An 18,923-nucleotide genomic window follows, 5' to 3' on the forward strand; every position below is an offset into this window, starting at 1 on the left:
ATGAAGGCAGTTACTCCAGCAATAATTAAAGCCATTATAGAATTACAAACATTACCAACAGTATCAAAATTTACTTTAGGTGGTGGTACAAATCTAGCATTACAATTCAATCATAGAGTTTCTGATGATATTGATTTCTTTTACGATGGAATAATTGGCAAAGAGGGATTTAAAAACATCGAAAATGAAGTTAAAAACTACTTTGGTACGAAAGCAAAAAGCTTTGACGATCCTTGTGATATAAACGACCAATATTGTTTTCTGCGTTTCTTTCTTGATTTAGAAGATGGGGTAACCATAAAAGTGGAGATGCTTCAAAATATGAAAAATTTGTTCGATGTAGAAGTAAATCAAGGAATAAGTTTACTTTCAAAAAGAGACATTGGTTTATTCAAATTAATCAGCACCTCAAACCGTTCAACCAAGAAAGATATTTATGATTTAGACTTCATAACCGATACAATTTCATTGGTAGATTTATATGAAGATTTAAAAGTAAAAACGCTTAAATTCAACAAAGAAGAAGATAAAACAATATTTGATTTAAGTAAAAACAAAACACCTATTGACAATCCAGAATTACTATTAAAATTTGATGATAATTCCGATTATTCAAAGTTTCCATCACATACAAACGATACCATACAAATTATCGAGGGAAGTAAAACTTGGATTGAAGCAAAAATAAGTTGGCGTTCAAAAGTAAGACGCCTTTACAGCCATTTAGGTAAAGATTTCCCTGGACCAAAAGGAATAAAAATCAAATAACTCATTACCTCATTCACCTGCACAAAAATTGCCCCTAGTCCAAGTATTCCTAGCATCAATTCTTTGTTTGCTTCATTTCGCTAATTTCATTTTTTAAATAACATTTTGTACCTTTAATTTAGTCTTTTAAAGAGGTGTTTTTTATGAAAACTATTGAATTAACCAGGAAAGAATTATATGATATAGTATGGTCAACGCCAGTATCAAAGCTAACTCAAGAATATGCACTTTCAAATGATGGAATTAAAAAATTGTGTAAGCAATTTGAGATTCCTATGCCGGATGGTGGTTATTGGTCAAAACTCAAATTTAATAAACCGTTTAAAAGAGAGGAACTACATCTAATATCCAATGAAGTGGATAAAATTGTCTTGACAATAAGAGAAGAGGGGAATCCAGTAAATGTTGACCAAACTCCATTAACCATAAGAACCAAAGAAATTGAGAATGATTTAAAAGCACCATTGGTAGTTCCCGATAAAATAGAAAAACCAGACATATTAACCATTCAAACCAAGGATTATTGGAATGAAAGTAAAGGGAACGTATTTTATGATAAATACAAAAAGTTACATTATCCAATCAGAGTAGGTGATAAGCATCGTGACAGAGCATTACGTTTTATGGATATCCTTACCAAATTGTTGCGTTATAGAGGTCATACTATAGCTAAAGAAAATCATGATACTTGTATCTTGATCGATGGGATTTATATTGATTTTGACTTACGGGAAGCAACGAAAAGAATACCTGCCACAACACCGCATGGTTTTTCAGAATATATTCCAACGGGTGAGTTAATATTAAAAATCGGTAAATATTCAGGAGAAAAAGAATGGCGTGACGGAAAAGTAAAAATCGAAGAACTTTTAGCTCGGATAGTTGCGAAACTTGAAATCTATGCCCAAGAAAAGAAAAAGCAAGAAGAAGCATCACGTTTATGGAGATTGCAATATGATTCCGAATTAAAGCGTAAGGAAGAAATCAAAAAACGCAAAGACGAAGAAATCACCAAATTCAATAAATTGGTTGCACTCTCAGAGCAACACAACAAAACAATTTTAATTCGGCAATATATTGAAGCCGAAAAACAACATGCAATTAATACAAATAGCCTAACACCGGAAAAACAAGAATGGATAAATTGGGCAACTGATAAAGCAGATTGGCTTGATCCATTAATCAATAAACCAGATGAAATACTGGATGCTAAATAAAAAGACTGTCAATAAACAACCTTTTCAAAAATAAAAAAAATAGGAACGCTATCGCTGACCTTTTTGCGCCCACCCAGCCAACGCTCTGCCAACGCTCCTGTAGTTTTGGGCTTCTGCCAACGCTCTAGTAGCACATTGTAGCTTGCTCCGTAAACTCCACAACTACAATAAGCTACTTCCCAACGCTCGAAAAGCCCAAAACCACCCCAAAGCTATGTTACATAATAAGCCATTATAGTTCAGTATGGCTGAACCCCAGCCACACCGAAACTATAAGCTCATTATGTAAAATAGCCCCGCCCCAACGCTCCCGCCCGAAATAGGAATCATATTTGCATTGATTATTGAAGATGCCATTACGGTTTTACCACAAACCCAAAACATATAATCATATCTTGTCATTCATAACAACATTATGGCATCCTCAATAATCAAAAGAGCCGGCAAGAGTGTGTATTTTTATTTGTCAGAACATCACGGTACATTGCTTTTTAGCTGGATTGATACTTTCCATTTTCATAACAAATGACTTCTAACATTCGACAGTTCAGCTTTCATCAAGTTTAGGCACCAATCCAACAAAAAAAGCAATCACAAATACCTAGGTAAACAAATAAAAATCCACACACTTGCCCGAGCTTCTGCCACCGCACTAGGAAAGTTCAGTTGGGGGAATCTTCCATTCCCCCAAACCCCCATGGATGCAATTTTTTTTGAAAGAATGCCACAACCCCCGATTCCACAAGAAAATCCCCAATAAGCATTCTCTCAAAAAAAACAGCGCTGATTCCCCCTTAATCCGATTGACCTCTGACAAATTTGAAGATTAAGGCTTCCTTGCTTTCCTTTTTCCGATAAACCAACCCTTTTTTGATTGCCAAATGAAAGCTGTTTAAAGCCAATATAAGGGCAATATATTCCGCCCACTTAAATAAAACGGTATAAAATAAAGCAAATGACCAATTGAAATAGTCAAAAACAAAAAAAGCCCCGAATTACGGAGCTTTCAATTTGAATTTTAAACTGTTTTAAGGATTTACTTTGGGTTCTTCTTCTGATTTTACAGCAGTTTGAGAAACTACAGAAATAATACTGCCTCCCAGAACCAAGTAGCCAGCTACCGAAACCAATCCAACGGGTAAAGCAACTGGAGAAGCGATTATTACTCCGCCAACACTTGCCAAAGCAATTCCAACAGTCCTAAGAACTTTAAACCACTTTGGAGTTGGTGCCAATGTTCTTTCTACGACATTCATATTTTTATTTTTCATAATCTTGATTTTTTAAAATTACTAATTCTATGTGTTGTACTCTTTTTTCTAAATATTCTACTTTTTGGTTCAGTAAGCCATTACCACTTTTGAACTCGGTTTTGATGATTAAAGCCATTGTTTTTACTTCAATCAAATCTTTTTCCATACTCTTGAAATCAGAGTGTAATTGCTTGATGAAATAGGCTACAACCGAAAGTAACAAAGTGATTAGTGTTCCAAAAAGCACAGTGATATTATTGATGTTTTCCATTATTTTGGCTTTTTAGAATTGAAAATTATTTTCAATAGTTATTGTATTCGTTTCAACTTTAGCCAGTGCAACCAATTTTGGGTAAATCATTTTATAAGCTGAAATACTTTGAGAAACTTGGTAATTGCCATCAACAAATTGGAAACCAAAACCGCAAAGCGGACAGCCGGCAGTTTCTTTGATGGTGTTTCCGGTATGGATATAAACAAAACTAAAATTGGGTAAACCTGAAATCTCAATCATTCCTTCGTGAACTTTTCCAAAAGCTTTTTTGTAATCCACATTTTTAGCTCCATAAGTGTTTAACTTTAGACTAAAAACACCTTTTGGAATGGCTGTTTCTGAAACTATTTTTACTTCTCTAATTTTATCTTCTAATAAATAACATTGAAAAATCCCGTTGATATACAGCTGGCTCAATGTACTTTCTTTGCCCTGGGCAACTCTTATTATTTTAGTTTCCATAATTATGATAGATTGGAGTTAAAACAAGAAATCCCCCAATTAGCTTGAGGGATTTTTTGGTTTTGTTTCTAAAATGCGTCCTCGACTTTCAAACAGCTACCACTTGAAAACAAGTAATAATTTGGTCCTACTTGTTGGTAAAACTCAATTCCAATACACTGTAAAACAGTTGTGTTTACCGTTGGAACTACTGCACCAGGTAAAGTTGCTGATATAGTAGTAGCAGGAATTGGAGCGTACAAGTCCAAGAAACCACTAAATTGAATATCGTTTACCTCATTCAAATCAGCATCCATAGGATCATAACTGTTTGTAGTAGCGTTGTACTCAAAATCACTCACTACAGAAAGTGAAGTAATCAATCGGAAGTGAGTGGTTCCAGATGGAGCACTAACCAAATTCGCAGGATTAAAGTCAGGAATTACAAATTCGCAACTTGCTCTGTCAGGAGTGTGAGTTAATGAGTAAGGAGCATTGAAAATACCAGTTAAGGAAATGTTTTTGTTAAATTCAAATCCTTTTAGATAATTGCGTTGAGTAGAGATTTCAATTTTACGATACCCTCTGGCTTCGGTTTGATCTTCCAAGTTGATTTTCTTCATTATAGAAGTTAATCTTCCTGTTACTTGACTATCTGACATTTGCTTCATTATTTGAGATAAGCCAGTTCGAACAGATTTCCCTGCTTTGGCACAAGCTCCAAATTCGTTCATATTCTCACGAGTTCTCTCAAATTCAGGAGCAGTTAACACTTGGTCGCCTGAAGGTCCGCCAACCATACCAGCGAAAAATCCTTCTTGTCCTTTAATTTTGAAGTGTCGGATATCTCCAAGAGTTCCAACATACTTGATAACACCTTTTTGTCTTGCCATTTTTTCTAATTTTTTAAAGTTAATATTTGCTTGCAATTGCAGTGTCAAAGTTCAATGATTATCTTTGATTATTAATAATTTAAATAACTGTAAATCAATGCAATATAAAGCAAAAGCACCGTTCATAGTGGAAACCCATTGGCAAATTGAAGAAGTCCTTGACGGGGACAGCATCATCATTTGCAATCGTTTCACTCAAATGAAAAAAGAGATTCGACTTTATGGCTTGGATGCACCAGAAGTGAAGATTAATAGAAAGATGAAAGAGGACGAAGAGAAAAGCAGTTTACCTGCCCAATTACTGCTTCAATTTGGTTTGCAATCCTTACACTTCGTTTTGTCGGTTGCACCGCCTAAAACGATTGTAACTATCATTACAGAACAGGAGAATTATTATGACTACTGGAACAGGCAATTAGGGTATGTAATTTTGCCTAATGGAGAATGTTTGAATGATTTGCTTTTGATCAATGGCTATGCTAAAGCAACAAATCAATATTACTGTGGAAAGCTTGCAGAATATCAAGCTATGAATCGCCAAGCACAGCTGAATAGAGTAGGGATATATAACCTTGTAAAAAGGTTCTGATTTGTTATACCTATGTTGTACTAAATGAATTTAAATTTAAGTGATTACCAATAAAATTAGCTGTTCACAGGCGCAATAAGGATAAGTGGCTGTTATAGGCAGGTTTTATTTATTCTATTGTAAAACTAGCATCTCCATTACCAATCCAATAACTATATCTGCCTTTCGGTAGTTTTTGATGCAATTCATGATACTTTACTTTTAGATTAAGTTCTTTGTCCAAGAAATCTAATACTTTTTGTGCTTTTTTTCGGTTTTCAGGTGTGTCCTTTTCATTTTTTTGATTGGGGGTTAATCCCCAAAAACTATATTCTTTAATTATATGATTAGATTTAATATTAAATTCTGTGTAAACACCATCAAGCCCCTCTACACAATCATCATTTTCGGTACAATTTTTAACAGTTTCAAGCGCAATCTTTTTGAATTCAGAAATTAGCTTTTCAACTTTTGATTTTTCAATCTGCATTTTGCCTACAAAAAGTTCGCTCTTGTTTTCAAAATCTCTGTCAATCACAATGTTTACAGTACCAAAAAAATCACCATCTAATTTTTCAATAAGTTCTATTGTTAGAGGAGGCCTCGATACTTCAACTTGATAAATGGTCTTATAAATTTTGTCATTAAAATTAATAGAATCTTGTTGTTGATTTATTAACTTTTCTTGAGATTGAACAAAACTACAATTTGCTATTAAACAAAGAAAAAGTAAAAAATATTTATTCATTGGAGTTGTTGTTTTTAGCATTCGTTTAAACTTGCCTATAACGTTCTGGCACTACAGCGGGTTTGGGACTAAATTAAGACCATTCTTCGGATTTGCCAAATCATCCAAATACAAAACCATTTTTCCATTAAGTCGAATGCCCAAATCCGTTGTAGTGGCTGTTAGCAGCTGTAATTATTTCATTGGCGGTTTTCCCATCTCCGTTAATTTTTTATTTAAGGCATCTCTTTTTATTTTTAAAATCTCAGGTTGGACAAAATAGAAATCAAAAAGGGATTCGATTACATCAAGTAGCCATTCAGCTTCTCCAAATTCGACTTCAACAATTTCGCCTGTAGATTTACTCTTATTTGGGTGTGCTGCAAAGTTTCCTATATTTCTTATTGCGTCAATACTTTCTACAAGATGAGTTGGCAGATGACCACTATTAATAACTTCTTGGATTTCATTTGCTAAATCACCTTTCTTTACTTTGGCTTTTTCCCGCAAGATATTTTGCAAACATCTTCGACTTAAGGCAGCGCTCGCCTTCGGGCTAAATGTAAGTATTAGACAAGCCTCTTTATAATCATCAGCAAGTATCTTATCAACTACATCTGGGACTGGCGGTCTTGATGATGTTAGAGGGTTAACAGAAAATCTCATTTCAAAGTTTTGTACTCCGACAATCTGATTCTGAAAATCTTTCCTTGGTTCACCCTTAGCTAAATCTATTATAAACTTTTTACAGTTTGGATTTGGACAAGTCATATGAAAAGTTGACCAATGGCCAGAAGAATCATTTCCAAAATAGTGTTCTCTAAAATTTGGATTAACTTCTACAATACAATGTGGACATTTCATTTTAACGATTTTTTTGTTATTATAGCTGCTAACGTTCTGGCGCTTGGCGAGGTTGGGGAATAAAGATGCGAGATTTTTCGGTTAAACACAAATTTCCCAAATACAAAACCATCTTTAAATTCAGCCTAAAACCCCAATCTTGCCAAACGGCTGTTAGTGGCTGTTTTTTTTCATTTTCATTCTTGATAATAAATCATATCTTCTAATTTTATCCAACCTTTTGATTTTTGATTACGGTCGTTTTTGTATTCAATGTAACCAAAACCATTTTTTACTTCAGAAACATAAACTGTATCTCTTGTACTAAAATAAGATTTCCGTTGAGTTTCAATATTTGGTTTAGTGTAAAAATGCACTAAATTATTGCTATCAGAATTGATTATATAAGTTCCAATTGTTGGTTCACTAATGTTGTTAATTGTTTTGTTTCTCTCATAATAGTAGTAACCAAAAATTAATAAACAAATAATTGTTAAAATTATAAAAAGTTTATATTTTGAAATAAAACTTTCTTCTTCATAAACATCTTCGTGATAATCATATTGATTGGAGCTAATATTTTCAACAATTATTTCAGGTTCATTTTTAAAAGCTTCAATTTTTGATTTGTCATTTTCTAGAAGTTCTTTCTTTTTGGCAATAAATTCTTCTTCTGAAATAACGTCATTCTTAAATAATTCGTGCCAATCTTTTATTATTTCGTAAACAGTCTTTTCCATAAAATATTATCCTAAAATTTGTTTTTTTTGTTGGTCAAATTCCTGTTGTGTTAGAATTCCATCATCTAACAATTCTTTTAGCTTTTGTAGGTTTTCTATTTTTTCCTGATGGGATTTTGGATTTTGCTCAATAGATTTAATTACTTGGTTTGAAAGTATTTTTTGCATTCCATCATTATTATTTTGGATGTTTTCTCGAATTGGTTGAGTAAAAGTAGGTGTTACGGTTTTATATTCAGAATAAGAATTGTTGTTAACAATGATTTGTTGTGTTTCTCTATCTTTTGATACTGCCCAAATTAAAGCTATAATCCAACCAATAAATGACCAACCAAGAAATAGATTTAACATTACAATTGCTGTTGTGTTTGATTTACTCCTAGAAAAAGCAATTACGCTAGGAAAAAAATAAATAAGTACGGCTATAATAATTACGGTTATGCTAATTTGTTCCATATTAAGATATTTTTTGCTTACTCTTTCAAAATGCAGTTTTCAGCTTGCCTGTTTTTTTGTTTGATGCTTTTATTTCACGTATTTTCTGCGGTAAAATAGCCACTAACGTTCTGGCACTACAGCGGGTTTGGGATTAAATTAAGCCCTATTTTCGGATTTGCCAAATATTCCAAATACAAAACCAACTTTCTATTAAGCCAAATGCCCAAATCCGTTGTAGTGGCTGTTGGGCGATGTTTTTTTAAATGTTTGATTTTTTGTATACAGTTATCACATCTCCTCTAGTGACTTTAAGTAAACCATTATTCAATTCAATTATCCATTTTTTTTCTTTTGTTGTATTTGTTTCATATATTTTCAATAAACCATTCACAACTTTAAAATCGTATATTTCTTGTAAGAACCCTGTATCGCAAGGTTGTTTATAGCTTCCATTGTGGTCTGGTTTTGGATAACTCCATGTCATACTATTTAAACCATCAAAAAAAATTTGATCATTCATCATTCGACAATCAGGCTGATTTGGATCTGATGGAATTTCTGGTGTAATGCTGTTTATTATCCATAATCCTTTATATGCGTTTGTTGCTGAATCTTCAGAATTTGAACAATTTGAAAAGATTAACAGTAATAGAAAGTAGATCGAAGTTTTTAGTTTCATATAACTTGTGCTTTTAAAATATCTAGTTAAACTGGTATCCAATTATTAAATTCAATGAATTAGTTCTTGCCTCTCCATCTCCCCAAACTTTATTTTTGCTTGTATTAGTCAAACCAAGATTTTCTCTAATTTCTATAAAAATTGAGTTTTTTTCGTTTATTTCAATGGTTTTTCCCAATCCAACAGATAATCCAAAATCGGTTTTGTTGTTAAGATTTGTAGTATCAACAGAACCATTATTTAGTCCATCAATATTTTCCAAATCATTAGTTCCAAATGATTTTAATAGATAACCAATAAAGGGTCCGCCATTTACATAGAAACTGTTTTTATCACTAAAACTGTATTTTATCATTATTGGTAAAACTAAATAATCATAATTCTTTTTCGACGTGAAATTATAACTTTCAGTAAATCCATTAATATCTCTAATTTCAATAATGTTCTCTCCTTTTTGACTTTTTCGTTCGTAATTAAGTTCTAATGTTAAGCTCAATTTTTCTTTAATTTGATATTCAAAATTTATTCCACCTAAAAAAGCAAATGCAGGACTTTCAGAATAAAGCGGACTAAACTCCTTAGGAACTTCATATCCTAAAAATGTTGAATAATTTAATCCTGCTTGAACTCCAAATTTTATTTTTGAATTTTGTGAATAATTTAGAAATGAAATGAATAGAAATGAAATACTCAAAAGTAATTTTCTCATAGGTTTTGTTTTCTGTTTTTGTTTTTAGTTTTGTTTGAGGTAAAATATCGCCCAACGTTCTCGCGCTACAAGCAGTTTGGGACTAAATTAGCCTAAACTTTCGGTTTTGCCAAATATTTCTGACACAGCACTATCTTCAATTAAGCCTAAACCCAAATTGCTTGTAGCGTGTGTTAGGCTGGGTTGTGACACGCACGCCGAGCACGAACGAATTTCGATTTCAATTATCGATTCCAATTTCGAAAGATTTTCCGCCTTCTGATTTCCGTCTCGATTAGTTTCCGTATTTCAAACTAAGCTTTGAAAATCTTAATTAAATCTCAAAAAAAAATCGACAAAAAAATTCCGCTTTCGGCTTTCCGTAAAGCGGTTTACGTTTGTTTTTCCGCACAATTAAATATCAATTTTCAGCTTCGATTTCGGTCAGCTCAGTTTCTGCTTCAGTGTTTTCCGAACTAAAGGTCCGATTAAAATCAGCGGTTTCTCGTCAACGGAGCAATCAAGCCTAACGTTATCTGGCTAGGCGCAGTGCCTGTGTTGCGCCTGCGGCAGGCATTGCGCTTAGCCAGTGTTATGCGCTGTTTTTTATCTTCTGCCAAGATATAAAAAAGCAGGAACAGTTGAGTCGAGAAGAGGATTAGATAAATGATTTTAAAATATTGCTCCTATCAGACCGCAATGATAGGCGCAGTTTTTTTAAATCTTAGCGATAAATTTCCGCAAAAACCTAGCGTTAAATAATTTACAGTAAAAAAATAGTTGACTTTGTCATTTTTTTACTATAACTTAGCCAAGCCTTATAAGCGTTCTTCGCTTTGAAAATACATTTTCAGCAAATCCCATTTGCAAGGCTTGACGAAAAATAAAATCATTTTCCGCTATTAACGCTTTCCTTTTCCTCAAAATTTTCGCTATTTATCAAGTCTCAAACACTCAATTGCGCATAACGTTCTGGCACTACAGCGGGTTTGGGACTAAATTAAGCCCATTCTTCGGATTTGCCAAATATTCCAAATACAAGACCATTTTTCCATTAAGCCAAATGCCCAAATCCGTTGTAGTGGCTGTTATAGGGCGTTTTTTTATACCTTTCGGTTATTTTCAATCAAAGTTTTTCCAAATGTTTAATAATTCTTCAACTTCTTCTTTACTAAAATATTTATCCCAAAGTCCACAGTTACTCATATAAGCCCAACATTCTCCAAATTTCAAGTATTGCGTCTGTGGAATTTCTTTTTTTCTCAAACACTTTCTTAAAATTTCAAGTCGTTTTTTTTCATCTTGGTCAATGATTAAATCAACTTTTTCAATATTTTCTTTTGAAAATCTTTTCTGTATTGACTCAAATTCTTTGATTACAGACCAATATTTTCTTGCACCGATTCCAATTTCCACTCTTCTGAATCTACCTTTTTCTAAAGCAAAATTTAATTCGTCTTTTCTTTCAAAGTCAATATTGTTTTTTTGTAATTCAGTCCAAAATAATTCAGTATCGATACCAATGCTTTCTTTCCAATATGTTAGGATTTCAGTTGATATAGATTTTAAAGAAGTAAGTGTAAATGATTCTTTTCCAATTCTATCAATCCAATAATTTCCTAAATTCACAAATGCTTCTTTAGTATTATTGTCAAAATTATTTGAATTACCAAAAAGTTTATTCTGAATTTCAATTGTCTTTAGAAGTTTTTCTTTAAATTCAATTTTTATGTCTGTCATATTCCGTCGGTTCTTTAAAATGCCCTATAACGTTCTGGCGCTTGGCGAGGTTGGGGATTAAAGATGCGGGATTTTTCGGTTAAACACAAATTTTCCAAATACAAAACCATCTTTAAATTCAGCCTAAATCCCCAATCTCGCCAAACGGCTGTTAGTGGCAGTAGCTTTTACGCTATAGTTTTTTTTAAGTCTTCTATTTCTTCACTTTCTAACTTCAAAATATCTTTTAATCGATAAAAATCCATTTTTCCAAGAGAACAGTAATTAATTAGAATTTTGTCAAGTTTGCGTATATCCTGTTCGTAATAAATTTCAAACATACACGAAACTTTACGTTTGTCGTTGAGTGTTAATGTAAGATGATTATCGACACCATTTGAAAGATTGGAATCAAATCCACTTCTAAACCTAGTTACCTTACCGTAAAAGTCATTGTTGACAATGCTAATTTTTTCGATTTCGTCAATACTGTATTGTTTTTGGTCAATAATTATGGAATCCAATTTAAACTCCAAAAAGCCATCTAATTTTCCATTTAACTTTTCTGGCATTCCAAATCTTGAGAATTTATAAAGTATTCCTCCAATAAGAAATGCAAATCCAATTACACCTTTGAATAGATTTTCAAAATTTTTATTGATTTGATAAACGATGAATAAAATAGCATATAGTAGTAATGCAATTTTATTTACAGTCCAATTGAACTTATTTGATTTTATAAATATGCTAAATTTTCCCAAAGTCTTTCTTTTATGCAGTTTTTATTGCTATTGCCACTAACGTTATCGGGCTAGGCGAAGTGCCTTCTTTATCCCGCTTAACTAATAATTGCTAAAATAGCCAAATTTTTTAATTTGTACTATTTTATCCAATAAAGCGGAAGGCATTTCTCCTAGCCCGTGTTGTGCGTAGTTACTGATCTATTTACAATCTATATTCATCAGTAACGGAGTTGGATAGACTACTCTTATCTTTTTTTTTCAGCACAATCAAAATCAATGAAACCAATTATTTATTGCGCTTAGCAAACCTGCTAGGCGAAGTTAATAATTGGGGTTTTAGGGCTCTATTTTTTTTGAGGATTTTAAGTTAGTAAAACTAAATGAAGTATTCTTACGTATTGACTTTGTCATTTATTTTTAATAACTTAGCCAAGTCTTTTACGTTGTCAAACGTATTGAAAGTGAACTTTCTACGATTCCAATCGAAAGACTTGAAGCCTAAATGCTTTATTCTTTTAAAATCCTCAAAAAAAATATCCCGAAAATTCATTGTGCAAGAAACTCCGTAGTCTACTGCCAATTACGCACAACGTTATCTGGCTAGGCGCAGTGCCTGTGTTGCGCCTGCGGCAGGCATTGCGCTTAGCCAGTGTTATGCGCTGTTTTTTATCTTCTGCCAAGATATAAAAAAGCAGGAACAGTTGAGTCGAGAAGAGGATTAGATAAATGATTTTAAAATATTGCTCCTATCAGACCGCAATGATAGGCGCAGTTTTTTTAAATCTTAGCGATAAATTTCCGCAAAAACCTAGCGTTAAATAATTTACAGTAAAAAAATAGTTGACTTTGTCATTTTTTTACTATAACTTAGCCAAGCCTTATAAGCGTTCTTCGCTTTGAAAATACATTTTCAGCAAATCCCATTTGCAAGGCTTGACGAAAAATAAAATCATTTTCCGCTATTAACGCTTTCCTTTTCCTCAAAATTTTCGCTATTTATCAAGTCTCAAACACTCAATTGCGCATAACGTTCTGGTACTACAGCGGGTTTGGGACTAAATTAAGCCCATTCTTCGGATTTGCCAAATCATCCCAAATACAAAACCAACTTTCCATTAAGCCTATTGCCCAAATCCGTTGTAGTAGCTGTTAGCTGTAGTTACTTAACTTTTTTGCCATTTATGTAATAGTCTGTTAGGTTATCACCCTTTTTCGAAAGACAAAATTCTTTGCCATTTTTTTTTCCTCCTTTATACTCACAGCTATAGACTAACTTTCCAGATTCATCGTAGGATTCTTCCAAATTTTTATCACTGTTGAAATCAAAATACTTTATTGAATATATTTTTCCATTTGTGTGATAATAAACTTCCTTTAGTTTTTTGGAGAACTGTTTTGAGTTATAATAAATTTCTTTGTAAACTCGACCTTTTGCGCTTTTATTATAATATTCGGAGACCTTTACTAAGTAGCCTTTTTCATAATCCTTTTTGAAAACTATTATGCCATTATTTTTCTTAAATTCTATGCTTCCATTAAATAAAGAATCATTCTTTTTGTTGTAGAATAAACTATCTCTAATATAAATATCATTTTGTGAATTAAATACTTCTTGGCCAATGCAACTCGAAGAAAACAGTATTAAAAAGATGAGTATTTTTTCTTTCATGATTTTTTAGTTTACAGCTTGGTATAATTACAGCTAACGTTCTGGCACTACAGCGGGTTTGGGGTTAAATTGAGACCAATATTCGGATTTGCCAAATCATCCCAAATACAAAACCATTTTTCCATTAAGCCAAATGCCCAAATCCGTTGTAGTGGCTGTTAGTGGCTGGCTCCTTGTTTACTTTTAAGTTCATGATAATATTTCAAATAATCTTCAAAATTTTTGAACTGAGATTGCATATGCATTATTCCAAATGTTCCAGCATGCATTTGATCTAATAGATTTAAATCTTTGAAGTTATTATAATTTTCAATAACAGTTTCAAGCTGATTTCGGCTTTCTGAAGCAATAAATCTTTTGGATTGATGAAGAATAAGAATATTAATATTTGCAAGAGCTATTGAGTCAAAAAAATTAGGAGACTTATCAGATAAAATTAGAACTTTATTTTTACTAAGCGGAAAAATTAATTCTTCAAAAACATTATCCATGCGAAAATTTTTATTGTTTATAAGAAACGGATTGTCTCCAGTGATGAAAGTTGCTTGTTCTGTACTTAAATCAATAACTTTCCATTTTTCTGCAAGCTTTTGTAATTCCTCAATATTTCCATTGGTAAGTGGAATAATATGTTTAAACATTTTCTGAGTTTCAGTATCATTTAAAATTTTGTCTATTATCTCAGGGATTTCTTCATCCTTTGCAGTTTTTCCTGCTTTAGTAATTCGAAAGTAGTTATTACTAAATCCTTCTTTTTTTATTAGTTCACTATATTTTTCGTGTGTTTCTGGAGAACGCCAATAAAGTTGACTTAAAAAATGTAATAGTTCAACCTTATCGTAGGCAGAAAACTCATAGTTCGTTGAGTTTCTAAATCTAGAAAATAGGGGAGAAACTCTTGTATCGCTAGGTGTAAATAATGTTTCTTCAAAACTAAACAGAACTTTTCCATCAGCGCGAAAATTGTTCAAATGGTTTTCATAGAATTTGCTACTAGGATTTTGACCTTCTAGAATCTCATTTCTAATTTTGTCATAAATAAACAGTTGCTGATTATCATCGGCAAATCCCTTAAGATAAAATATCGGTAAGTAATGATGTTTTTTCGAGTGCTTCTTATTTTCCATTTAAAGTAAAAGTTCTTAGAGCTTGCCACTAACGTCCCCGCGCTACAAGCAGTTTGGGACTAAATTAGGCCCATTCTTCGGATTTGCCAAATCTTCCAAATACAAGCCAATTTTTCGATTAAGCCAAATCCCCAAATTGCTTGTAGCGTGTGTTATAGAGCGGTTGTTTTGTCGAAATTACGATTGAACCGTAAACTTTTCACGCTTCTGTTGGCAAATTCCAACTTTCAAGTTTCTGCTTTTCGGTTCGTAATTTTCGGCGTATTATTTTCAATTATTTACTTTCTAATTATAAATTTTGCGCAAAGAATTTCAAGCTTCAGCTGACAAATTCCAATTTTCACGTTTCTGCTTTTCACACTTCAACTTTTCACGTTTCTGTTGGCAGATTCCGACTTTCACGCTTCTGCTTTTTAAGTTTCAACTTTTCTAATTTCTGCTGGCAAGTTCCAATTTTCACGCTTCTGCTTTGTTAACTTTCTGCGTAAACAAATGTTTATTTTCTAATTGTTTTTATCTGCGTAATTTCGGCACAACTGCTCTATAACGTTCTCGCGCTACAAGCAGTTTGGGACTAAATTAAGCTCATTATTCGGATTTGCCAAATCTTCCAAATACAAACCAATTTTTCCATTAAGACAAATGCCCAAATTGCTTGTAGCGTGTGTTACCAGTAGTTGTTTTTATCAGTTGTTCGACAAGTCTTGAATACATTGCTCTCTAATTTTCCAAATGTCGTTAAATGATAAATTTATTTGTTTGTTATTGTCGAGCCAAGTTACAAGATAATTTTTGTGATAGTTCACTTTGTAATCAGTGATTTGTTCTGGCAAAATTTCGATTTCTTCAATTAGGTCATCCAAAAAGTCTGTCGGGTTAGAATTAATTTTTGTCAGGTCGAGAATTTTGCCTTCAAACTTCAAATAACAATGAGCTTCTGGAATAAATTCTAAATTATTTTGTAATAGTGTCGCAGAAATTTCTGGCGTATTGTTCTTGTTCATTCTAAAAAGTCCAACAATAAGTTTTACTGTTTCAAAATTATTTTCGTCTGCAAGTCTTTTAAGTAAAGCGTGCTTTGTGCTACAAGTTCCACAATTGTCACTAAACACAGAAGCTAAATTGTTTTTGTCTGCATTACGTCCATAAGCAAGTTCTTTTACGAATAAAGTTGCTTGATTAAAAGTCAGAATGTTTCTGTCTAGAAATTCCTTTGAAATTCGTCCTGTAGATTTTATGTCAAAGTCGGATTGATCTTTCATTGCGTTGTCGTCTTTTACAATTACTGGTAACGTTCTCGCGCTACAAGCAGTTTGGGATTAAATTAAGCCTGATCTTCGGATTTGCCAAATCTTCCAAATACAAACTAATTTTTCCATTAAGCCAAATCCCCAAATTGCTTGTAGCGTGTGTTACTGGAGGCTTGTTTTGTCGAAATTACGATTAAACCGCAAATTTTTAACGCTTCTGTTGGCAAAATCCAACTTTCACTTTTCTGCTTTTCAGTTCGTAATTTTCGACCTCATATTTTCAATTATTTACTTTTCATTTTAAAATTCTGCGCAAAAAAAATCAGGTTTCTGCTTTTCAGGTTTCTGTTGGCAGATTCCAATTTTCACGCTTCCGCTTTTCAAGTTTCTGTTGGCAAATTCCAACTTTCAAGTTTCTGTTTTTCAGGTTTCAACTTTTCAAGTTTCTGTTGGCAAATTCCAACTTTCACGTTTCTGTTTTTCAGGTTTCAACTTTTCAAGTTTCTGCTGGCAAGTTCCAATTTTCACGCTTCTGCTTTTAAACTTCTTGCGGAAAGAATGCTTATTTTCTAATTGTTTTTATCTGCGTAATTTCGGCACAAGTCTCCAGTAACGTTATCTGGCTAGGCGCAGTGCCTGTGTTGCGCCTGCGGCAGGCATTGCGCTTAGCCAGTGTTATGCGCTGTTTTTTATCTTCTGCCAAGATATAAAAAAGCAGGAACAGTTGAGTCGAGAAGAGGATTAGATAAATGATTTTAAAATATTGCTCCTATCAGACCGCAATGATAGGCGCAGTTTTTTTAAATCTTAGCGATAAATTTCCGCAAAAACCTAGCGTTAAATAATTTACAGTAAAAAAATAGTTGACTTTGTCATTTTTTTACTATAACTTAGCCAAGCCTTATAAGCGTTCTTCGCTTTGAAAATACATTTTCAGCAAATCCCATTTGCAAGGCTTGACGAAAAATAAAATCATTTTCCGCTATTAACGCTTTCCTTTTCCTCAAAATTTTCGCTATTTATCAAGTCTCAAACACTCAATTGCGCATAACGTTCTGGCGCTTGGCGAGGTTAGGGGATTAAAGATGCGGGATTTTTCGGTTAAACACAAATTTTTCAAATACAAAACCATCTTTAAATTCAGCCTAAAACCCCAATCTTGCCAAACGGCTGTTGGCACCAGTTATTTTATCAGTTTTATAATGTTCGGATATAAGTTTTCTGTTTTTCCTTTACTTGTTTTAAGTGCAAAAATTATGGGTAATATTATATTCAAAGCGTAAAGTCCAATGAATAAGTAAAACAAAATAGGATAATATCCAAAATGCATAATTTTAAATAAAGCGAATGTAGTTATCGAAACAAAGGTCAAAATAGACCAAACTATCTGAAAGTTCAATAAGTTCGCTCCGATTTTTTTAAGTCCAATTATTTTATCTTTTTTATTCATCCATAAAATTAGAGGAATAATTATATTTCCAACTGGAATTACTAAAAATGCTATCACCGAAAGATGGAAAATAGTCAGATAACTTTTGTCCGTTTGTTTTCCGTAATCCAAAATGTCTTCTGCGTTAATGCCAAGAACTTCACAAATCAAATTCAGAGTTTTTCCACGAGGTTCACTTTCGTCATTTTCGATTCGTTGTATTGTTCTTAAATTTACCTTTGCTGATTCAGCTAATTCTTCTTGAGATAGTCCTTTTTTCTTTCTTACTTCTCTAATTTTTTTTCCGATTTCGTTCATAGTTAATTTTGATTTATTGTTTTGACAAAACTACTTATGAAACTATCTTTTTGATAACGGTTTCTTTGCGACATTTTTACGACATTCTTGTCAATCTATTGATTTTGTTAGGTTTTTTAATTGGTGCCAACGTCCCCGCGCTACAAGCAGTTTGGGACTAAATTAAGCCTATTCTTCGGATTTGCCAAAACTTCAAAATACAAGACCAACTTTCCATTAAGCCTAATACCCAAATTGCTTGTAGCGTGTGTTATGCGACGTTATTTTTATGCTAAACCAGCAACACTAAAAATTTCAATTTTCTTTTGTGTTAAATTCAGGACAATAAAAATATTGCATTTTCCACCATCGTTCATTTCAATAACACTTTTCCTGAAATTTTCTAATTCATATCTGCTTTCACAAAAACTTTTTATAATCACATATTTTTCTCCATTAGCTTTTTTATATCCAATAAGTTGTTTTAGATATCTGCCATATTCGTTTAGGTTCTTTCTCTTTTTAAATTCAGGTTTTAGCAAGTTTTCAATTTCGTAAATATCTTTTTCATTTAAATCGATATTAAGATTTTCATCATTTTCTCGTTCACTTTTTTCGTAGTTGAAAACCGCATAATTTTTGAATTTTGAAAAATTAATTAAGTTATTGACTTTTAATTTGGTAGAATCAATTTTCATTCTAAACGGTACATCTCCATCTATAAAATCTATATATCCATTTTTTAGATTTGCTTTATCCGCTCTAATGAACTCAAATCTTGAAGGAAAAAAGTCAAGACTATCATTTTTTATTTTTACATATCCCTTAAAATTTTCAACTTTATTGTAAAGTTGACCATTCACATTTACATTGAAAACATATGTACTATCAGAGAAAATTTTTAAAGTTAATTCTGTTTTATTTATAAACGAGCTTTTATCGGTTGCAATTAATAATAGTTCTTTTGCCTTTTCATTTTTTTTGTGACAAGAGAATAACAAGATTAAAATTAAAAATAGGAAAGTTCTTTTAGCCATAATTTTTGATATAATGTTGCATAACGTTATCTGGCTAGGCGCAGTGCCTGTGTTGCGCCTGCGGCAGGCATTGCGCTTAGCCAGTGTTATGCGCTGTTTTTTATCTTCTGCCAAGATATAAAA

General features: G+C 32.6%; 20 protein-coding genes. 3 read left to right on the forward strand and 17 right to left on the reverse strand.

Translation table 11 applies throughout. The features are described 5' to 3' along the window. The gene (locus tag ACUN3A_RS15720) at positions 1 to 768 is read left to right on the forward strand and encodes a nucleotidyl transferase AbiEii/AbiGii toxin family protein (protein WP_445552232.1); all 768 of its coding nucleotides are present in this window, start codon (positions 1 to 3) and stop codon (positions 766 to 768) included. A 143-nt stretch (positions 769 to 911) separates the two neighbouring features. Beyond that, the gene (locus tag ACUN3A_RS15725) at positions 912 to 1,985 is read left to right on the forward strand and encodes a hypothetical protein (protein WP_445552233.1); all 1,074 of its coding nucleotides are present in this window, start codon (positions 912 to 914) and stop codon (positions 1,983 to 1,985) included. A gap of 1,028 nt (positions 1,986 to 3,013) precedes the next feature. Here the strand turns inward: ACUN3A_RS15725 and ACUN3A_RS15730 are convergent. The 4 genes from ACUN3A_RS15730 to ACUN3A_RS15745 form a co-directional block, all read right to left on the reverse strand. Further along, a complete protein-coding gene (locus tag ACUN3A_RS15730) occupies positions 3,014 to 3,256 on the reverse strand; it encodes a hypothetical protein (protein WP_445552234.1) in 243 nt (80 codons plus the stop codon). Beyond that, positions 3,246 to 3,509, reverse strand: a complete 264-nt coding sequence (locus ACUN3A_RS15735; protein ID WP_445552235.1) for a hypothetical protein — start codon at positions 3,507 to 3,509, stop codon at positions 3,246 to 3,248. Before ACUN3A_RS15735 ends, ACUN3A_RS15730 begins: the two co-directional genes overlap by 11 nt. A 12-nt stretch (positions 3,510 to 3,521) precedes the next feature. Beyond that, complete coding sequence (locus ACUN3A_RS15740) at positions 3,522 to 3,974, reverse strand: DUF5675 family protein (protein WP_445552236.1); 453 nt, start codon at positions 3,972 to 3,974, stop codon at positions 3,522 to 3,524. A gap of 68 nt (positions 3,975 to 4,042) precedes the next feature. Continuing rightward, positions 4,043 to 4,846: a hypothetical protein gene (locus ACUN3A_RS15745; RefSeq protein ID WP_445552237.1), complete on the reverse strand. Its 804-nt coding sequence runs from the start codon at positions 4,844 to 4,846 to the stop codon at positions 4,043 to 4,045. Positions 4,847 to 4,943: 97 nt separating this feature from the next. Here ACUN3A_RS15745 and ACUN3A_RS15750 point away from each other — a divergent pair, with 97 nt between their 5' ends. Continuing rightward, a complete protein-coding gene (locus ACUN3A_RS15750) occupies positions 4,944 to 5,435 on the forward strand; it encodes a thermonuclease family protein (protein WP_445552238.1) in 492 nt (163 codons plus the stop codon). 109 nt (positions 5,436 to 5,544) lie between these two features. Here ACUN3A_RS15750 and ACUN3A_RS15755 read toward each other — a convergent pair whose 3' ends face one another. The 13 genes from ACUN3A_RS15755 to ACUN3A_RS15815 form a co-directional block, all read right to left on the reverse strand. Further along, a complete protein-coding gene (locus ACUN3A_RS15755) occupies positions 5,545 to 6,162 on the reverse strand; it encodes a hypothetical protein (RefSeq protein ID WP_445552239.1) in 618 nt (205 codons plus the stop codon). A 174-nt stretch (positions 6,163 to 6,336) separates the two neighbouring features. Then, complete coding sequence (locus ACUN3A_RS15760) at positions 6,337 to 7,005, reverse strand: DUF4145 domain-containing protein (RefSeq protein ID WP_445552240.1); 669 nt, start codon at positions 7,003 to 7,005, stop codon at positions 6,337 to 6,339. A 176-nt stretch (positions 7,006 to 7,181) separates the two neighbouring features. Continuing rightward, the gene (locus ACUN3A_RS15765; RefSeq protein WP_445552241.1) at positions 7,182 to 7,724 is read right to left on the reverse strand and encodes a hypothetical protein; all 543 of its coding nucleotides are present in this window, start codon (positions 7,722 to 7,724) and stop codon (positions 7,182 to 7,184) included. 6 nt (positions 7,725 to 7,730) lie between these two features. Further along, a complete protein-coding gene (locus ACUN3A_RS15770) occupies positions 7,731 to 8,180 on the reverse strand; it encodes a superinfection immunity protein (RefSeq protein WP_445552242.1) in 450 nt (149 codons plus the stop codon). A gap of 241 nt (positions 8,181 to 8,421) precedes the next feature. Then, a complete protein-coding gene (locus tag ACUN3A_RS15775; RefSeq protein WP_445552243.1) occupies positions 8,422 to 8,841 on the reverse strand; it encodes a hypothetical protein in 420 nt (139 codons plus the stop codon). Between the two features lie 22 nt (positions 8,842 to 8,863). Then, the gene (locus ACUN3A_RS15780) at positions 8,864 to 9,550 is read right to left on the reverse strand and encodes a porin family protein (RefSeq protein WP_445552244.1); all 687 of its coding nucleotides are present in this window, start codon (positions 9,548 to 9,550) and stop codon (positions 8,864 to 8,866) included. A gap of 1,101 nt (positions 9,551 to 10,651) precedes the next feature. Then, the gene (locus tag ACUN3A_RS15785) at positions 10,652 to 11,269 is read right to left on the reverse strand and encodes a hypothetical protein (RefSeq protein ID WP_445552245.1); all 618 of its coding nucleotides are present in this window, start codon (positions 11,267 to 11,269) and stop codon (positions 10,652 to 10,654) included. Positions 11,270 to 11,436: 167 nt separating this feature from the next. Then, entirely contained in the window at positions 11,437 to 12,009 is a 573-nt protein-coding gene (locus ACUN3A_RS15790) for a hypothetical protein (RefSeq protein ID WP_445552246.1), read from the reverse strand. A gap of 1,141 nt (positions 12,010 to 13,150) precedes the next feature. Then, on the reverse strand, positions 13,151 to 13,660 hold the full coding sequence (locus ACUN3A_RS15795; RefSeq protein WP_445552247.1) for a hypothetical protein: 510 nt from the start codon (positions 13,658 to 13,660) through the stop codon (positions 13,151 to 13,153). Between the two features lie 158 nt (positions 13,661 to 13,818). Continuing rightward, positions 13,819 to 14,787: a DUF4238 domain-containing protein gene (locus ACUN3A_RS15800; protein WP_445552248.1), complete on the reverse strand. Its 969-nt coding sequence runs from the start codon at positions 14,785 to 14,787 to the stop codon at positions 13,819 to 13,821. 686 nt (positions 14,788 to 15,473) lie between these two features. Next, positions 15,474 to 16,049: a hypothetical protein gene (locus ACUN3A_RS15805; protein WP_445552249.1), complete on the reverse strand. Its 576-nt coding sequence runs from the start codon at positions 16,047 to 16,049 to the stop codon at positions 15,474 to 15,476. Positions 16,050 to 17,220: 1,171 nt separating this feature from the next. After that, a complete protein-coding gene (locus ACUN3A_RS15810) occupies positions 17,221 to 17,784 on the reverse strand; it encodes a DUF4870 domain-containing protein (protein ID WP_445552250.1) in 564 nt (187 codons plus the stop codon). A gap of 266 nt (positions 17,785 to 18,050) precedes the next feature. Beyond that, positions 18,051 to 18,800 (reverse strand): hypothetical protein, encoded by a 750-nt coding sequence (locus tag ACUN3A_RS15815; protein ID WP_445552251.1) that lies wholly within the window; start codon positions 18,798 to 18,800, stop codon positions 18,051 to 18,053. Between the last annotated feature and the right edge of the window lie 123 nt (positions 18,801 to 18,923).

This window comes from Flavobacterium sp. WC2509, from assembly GCF_052683105.1.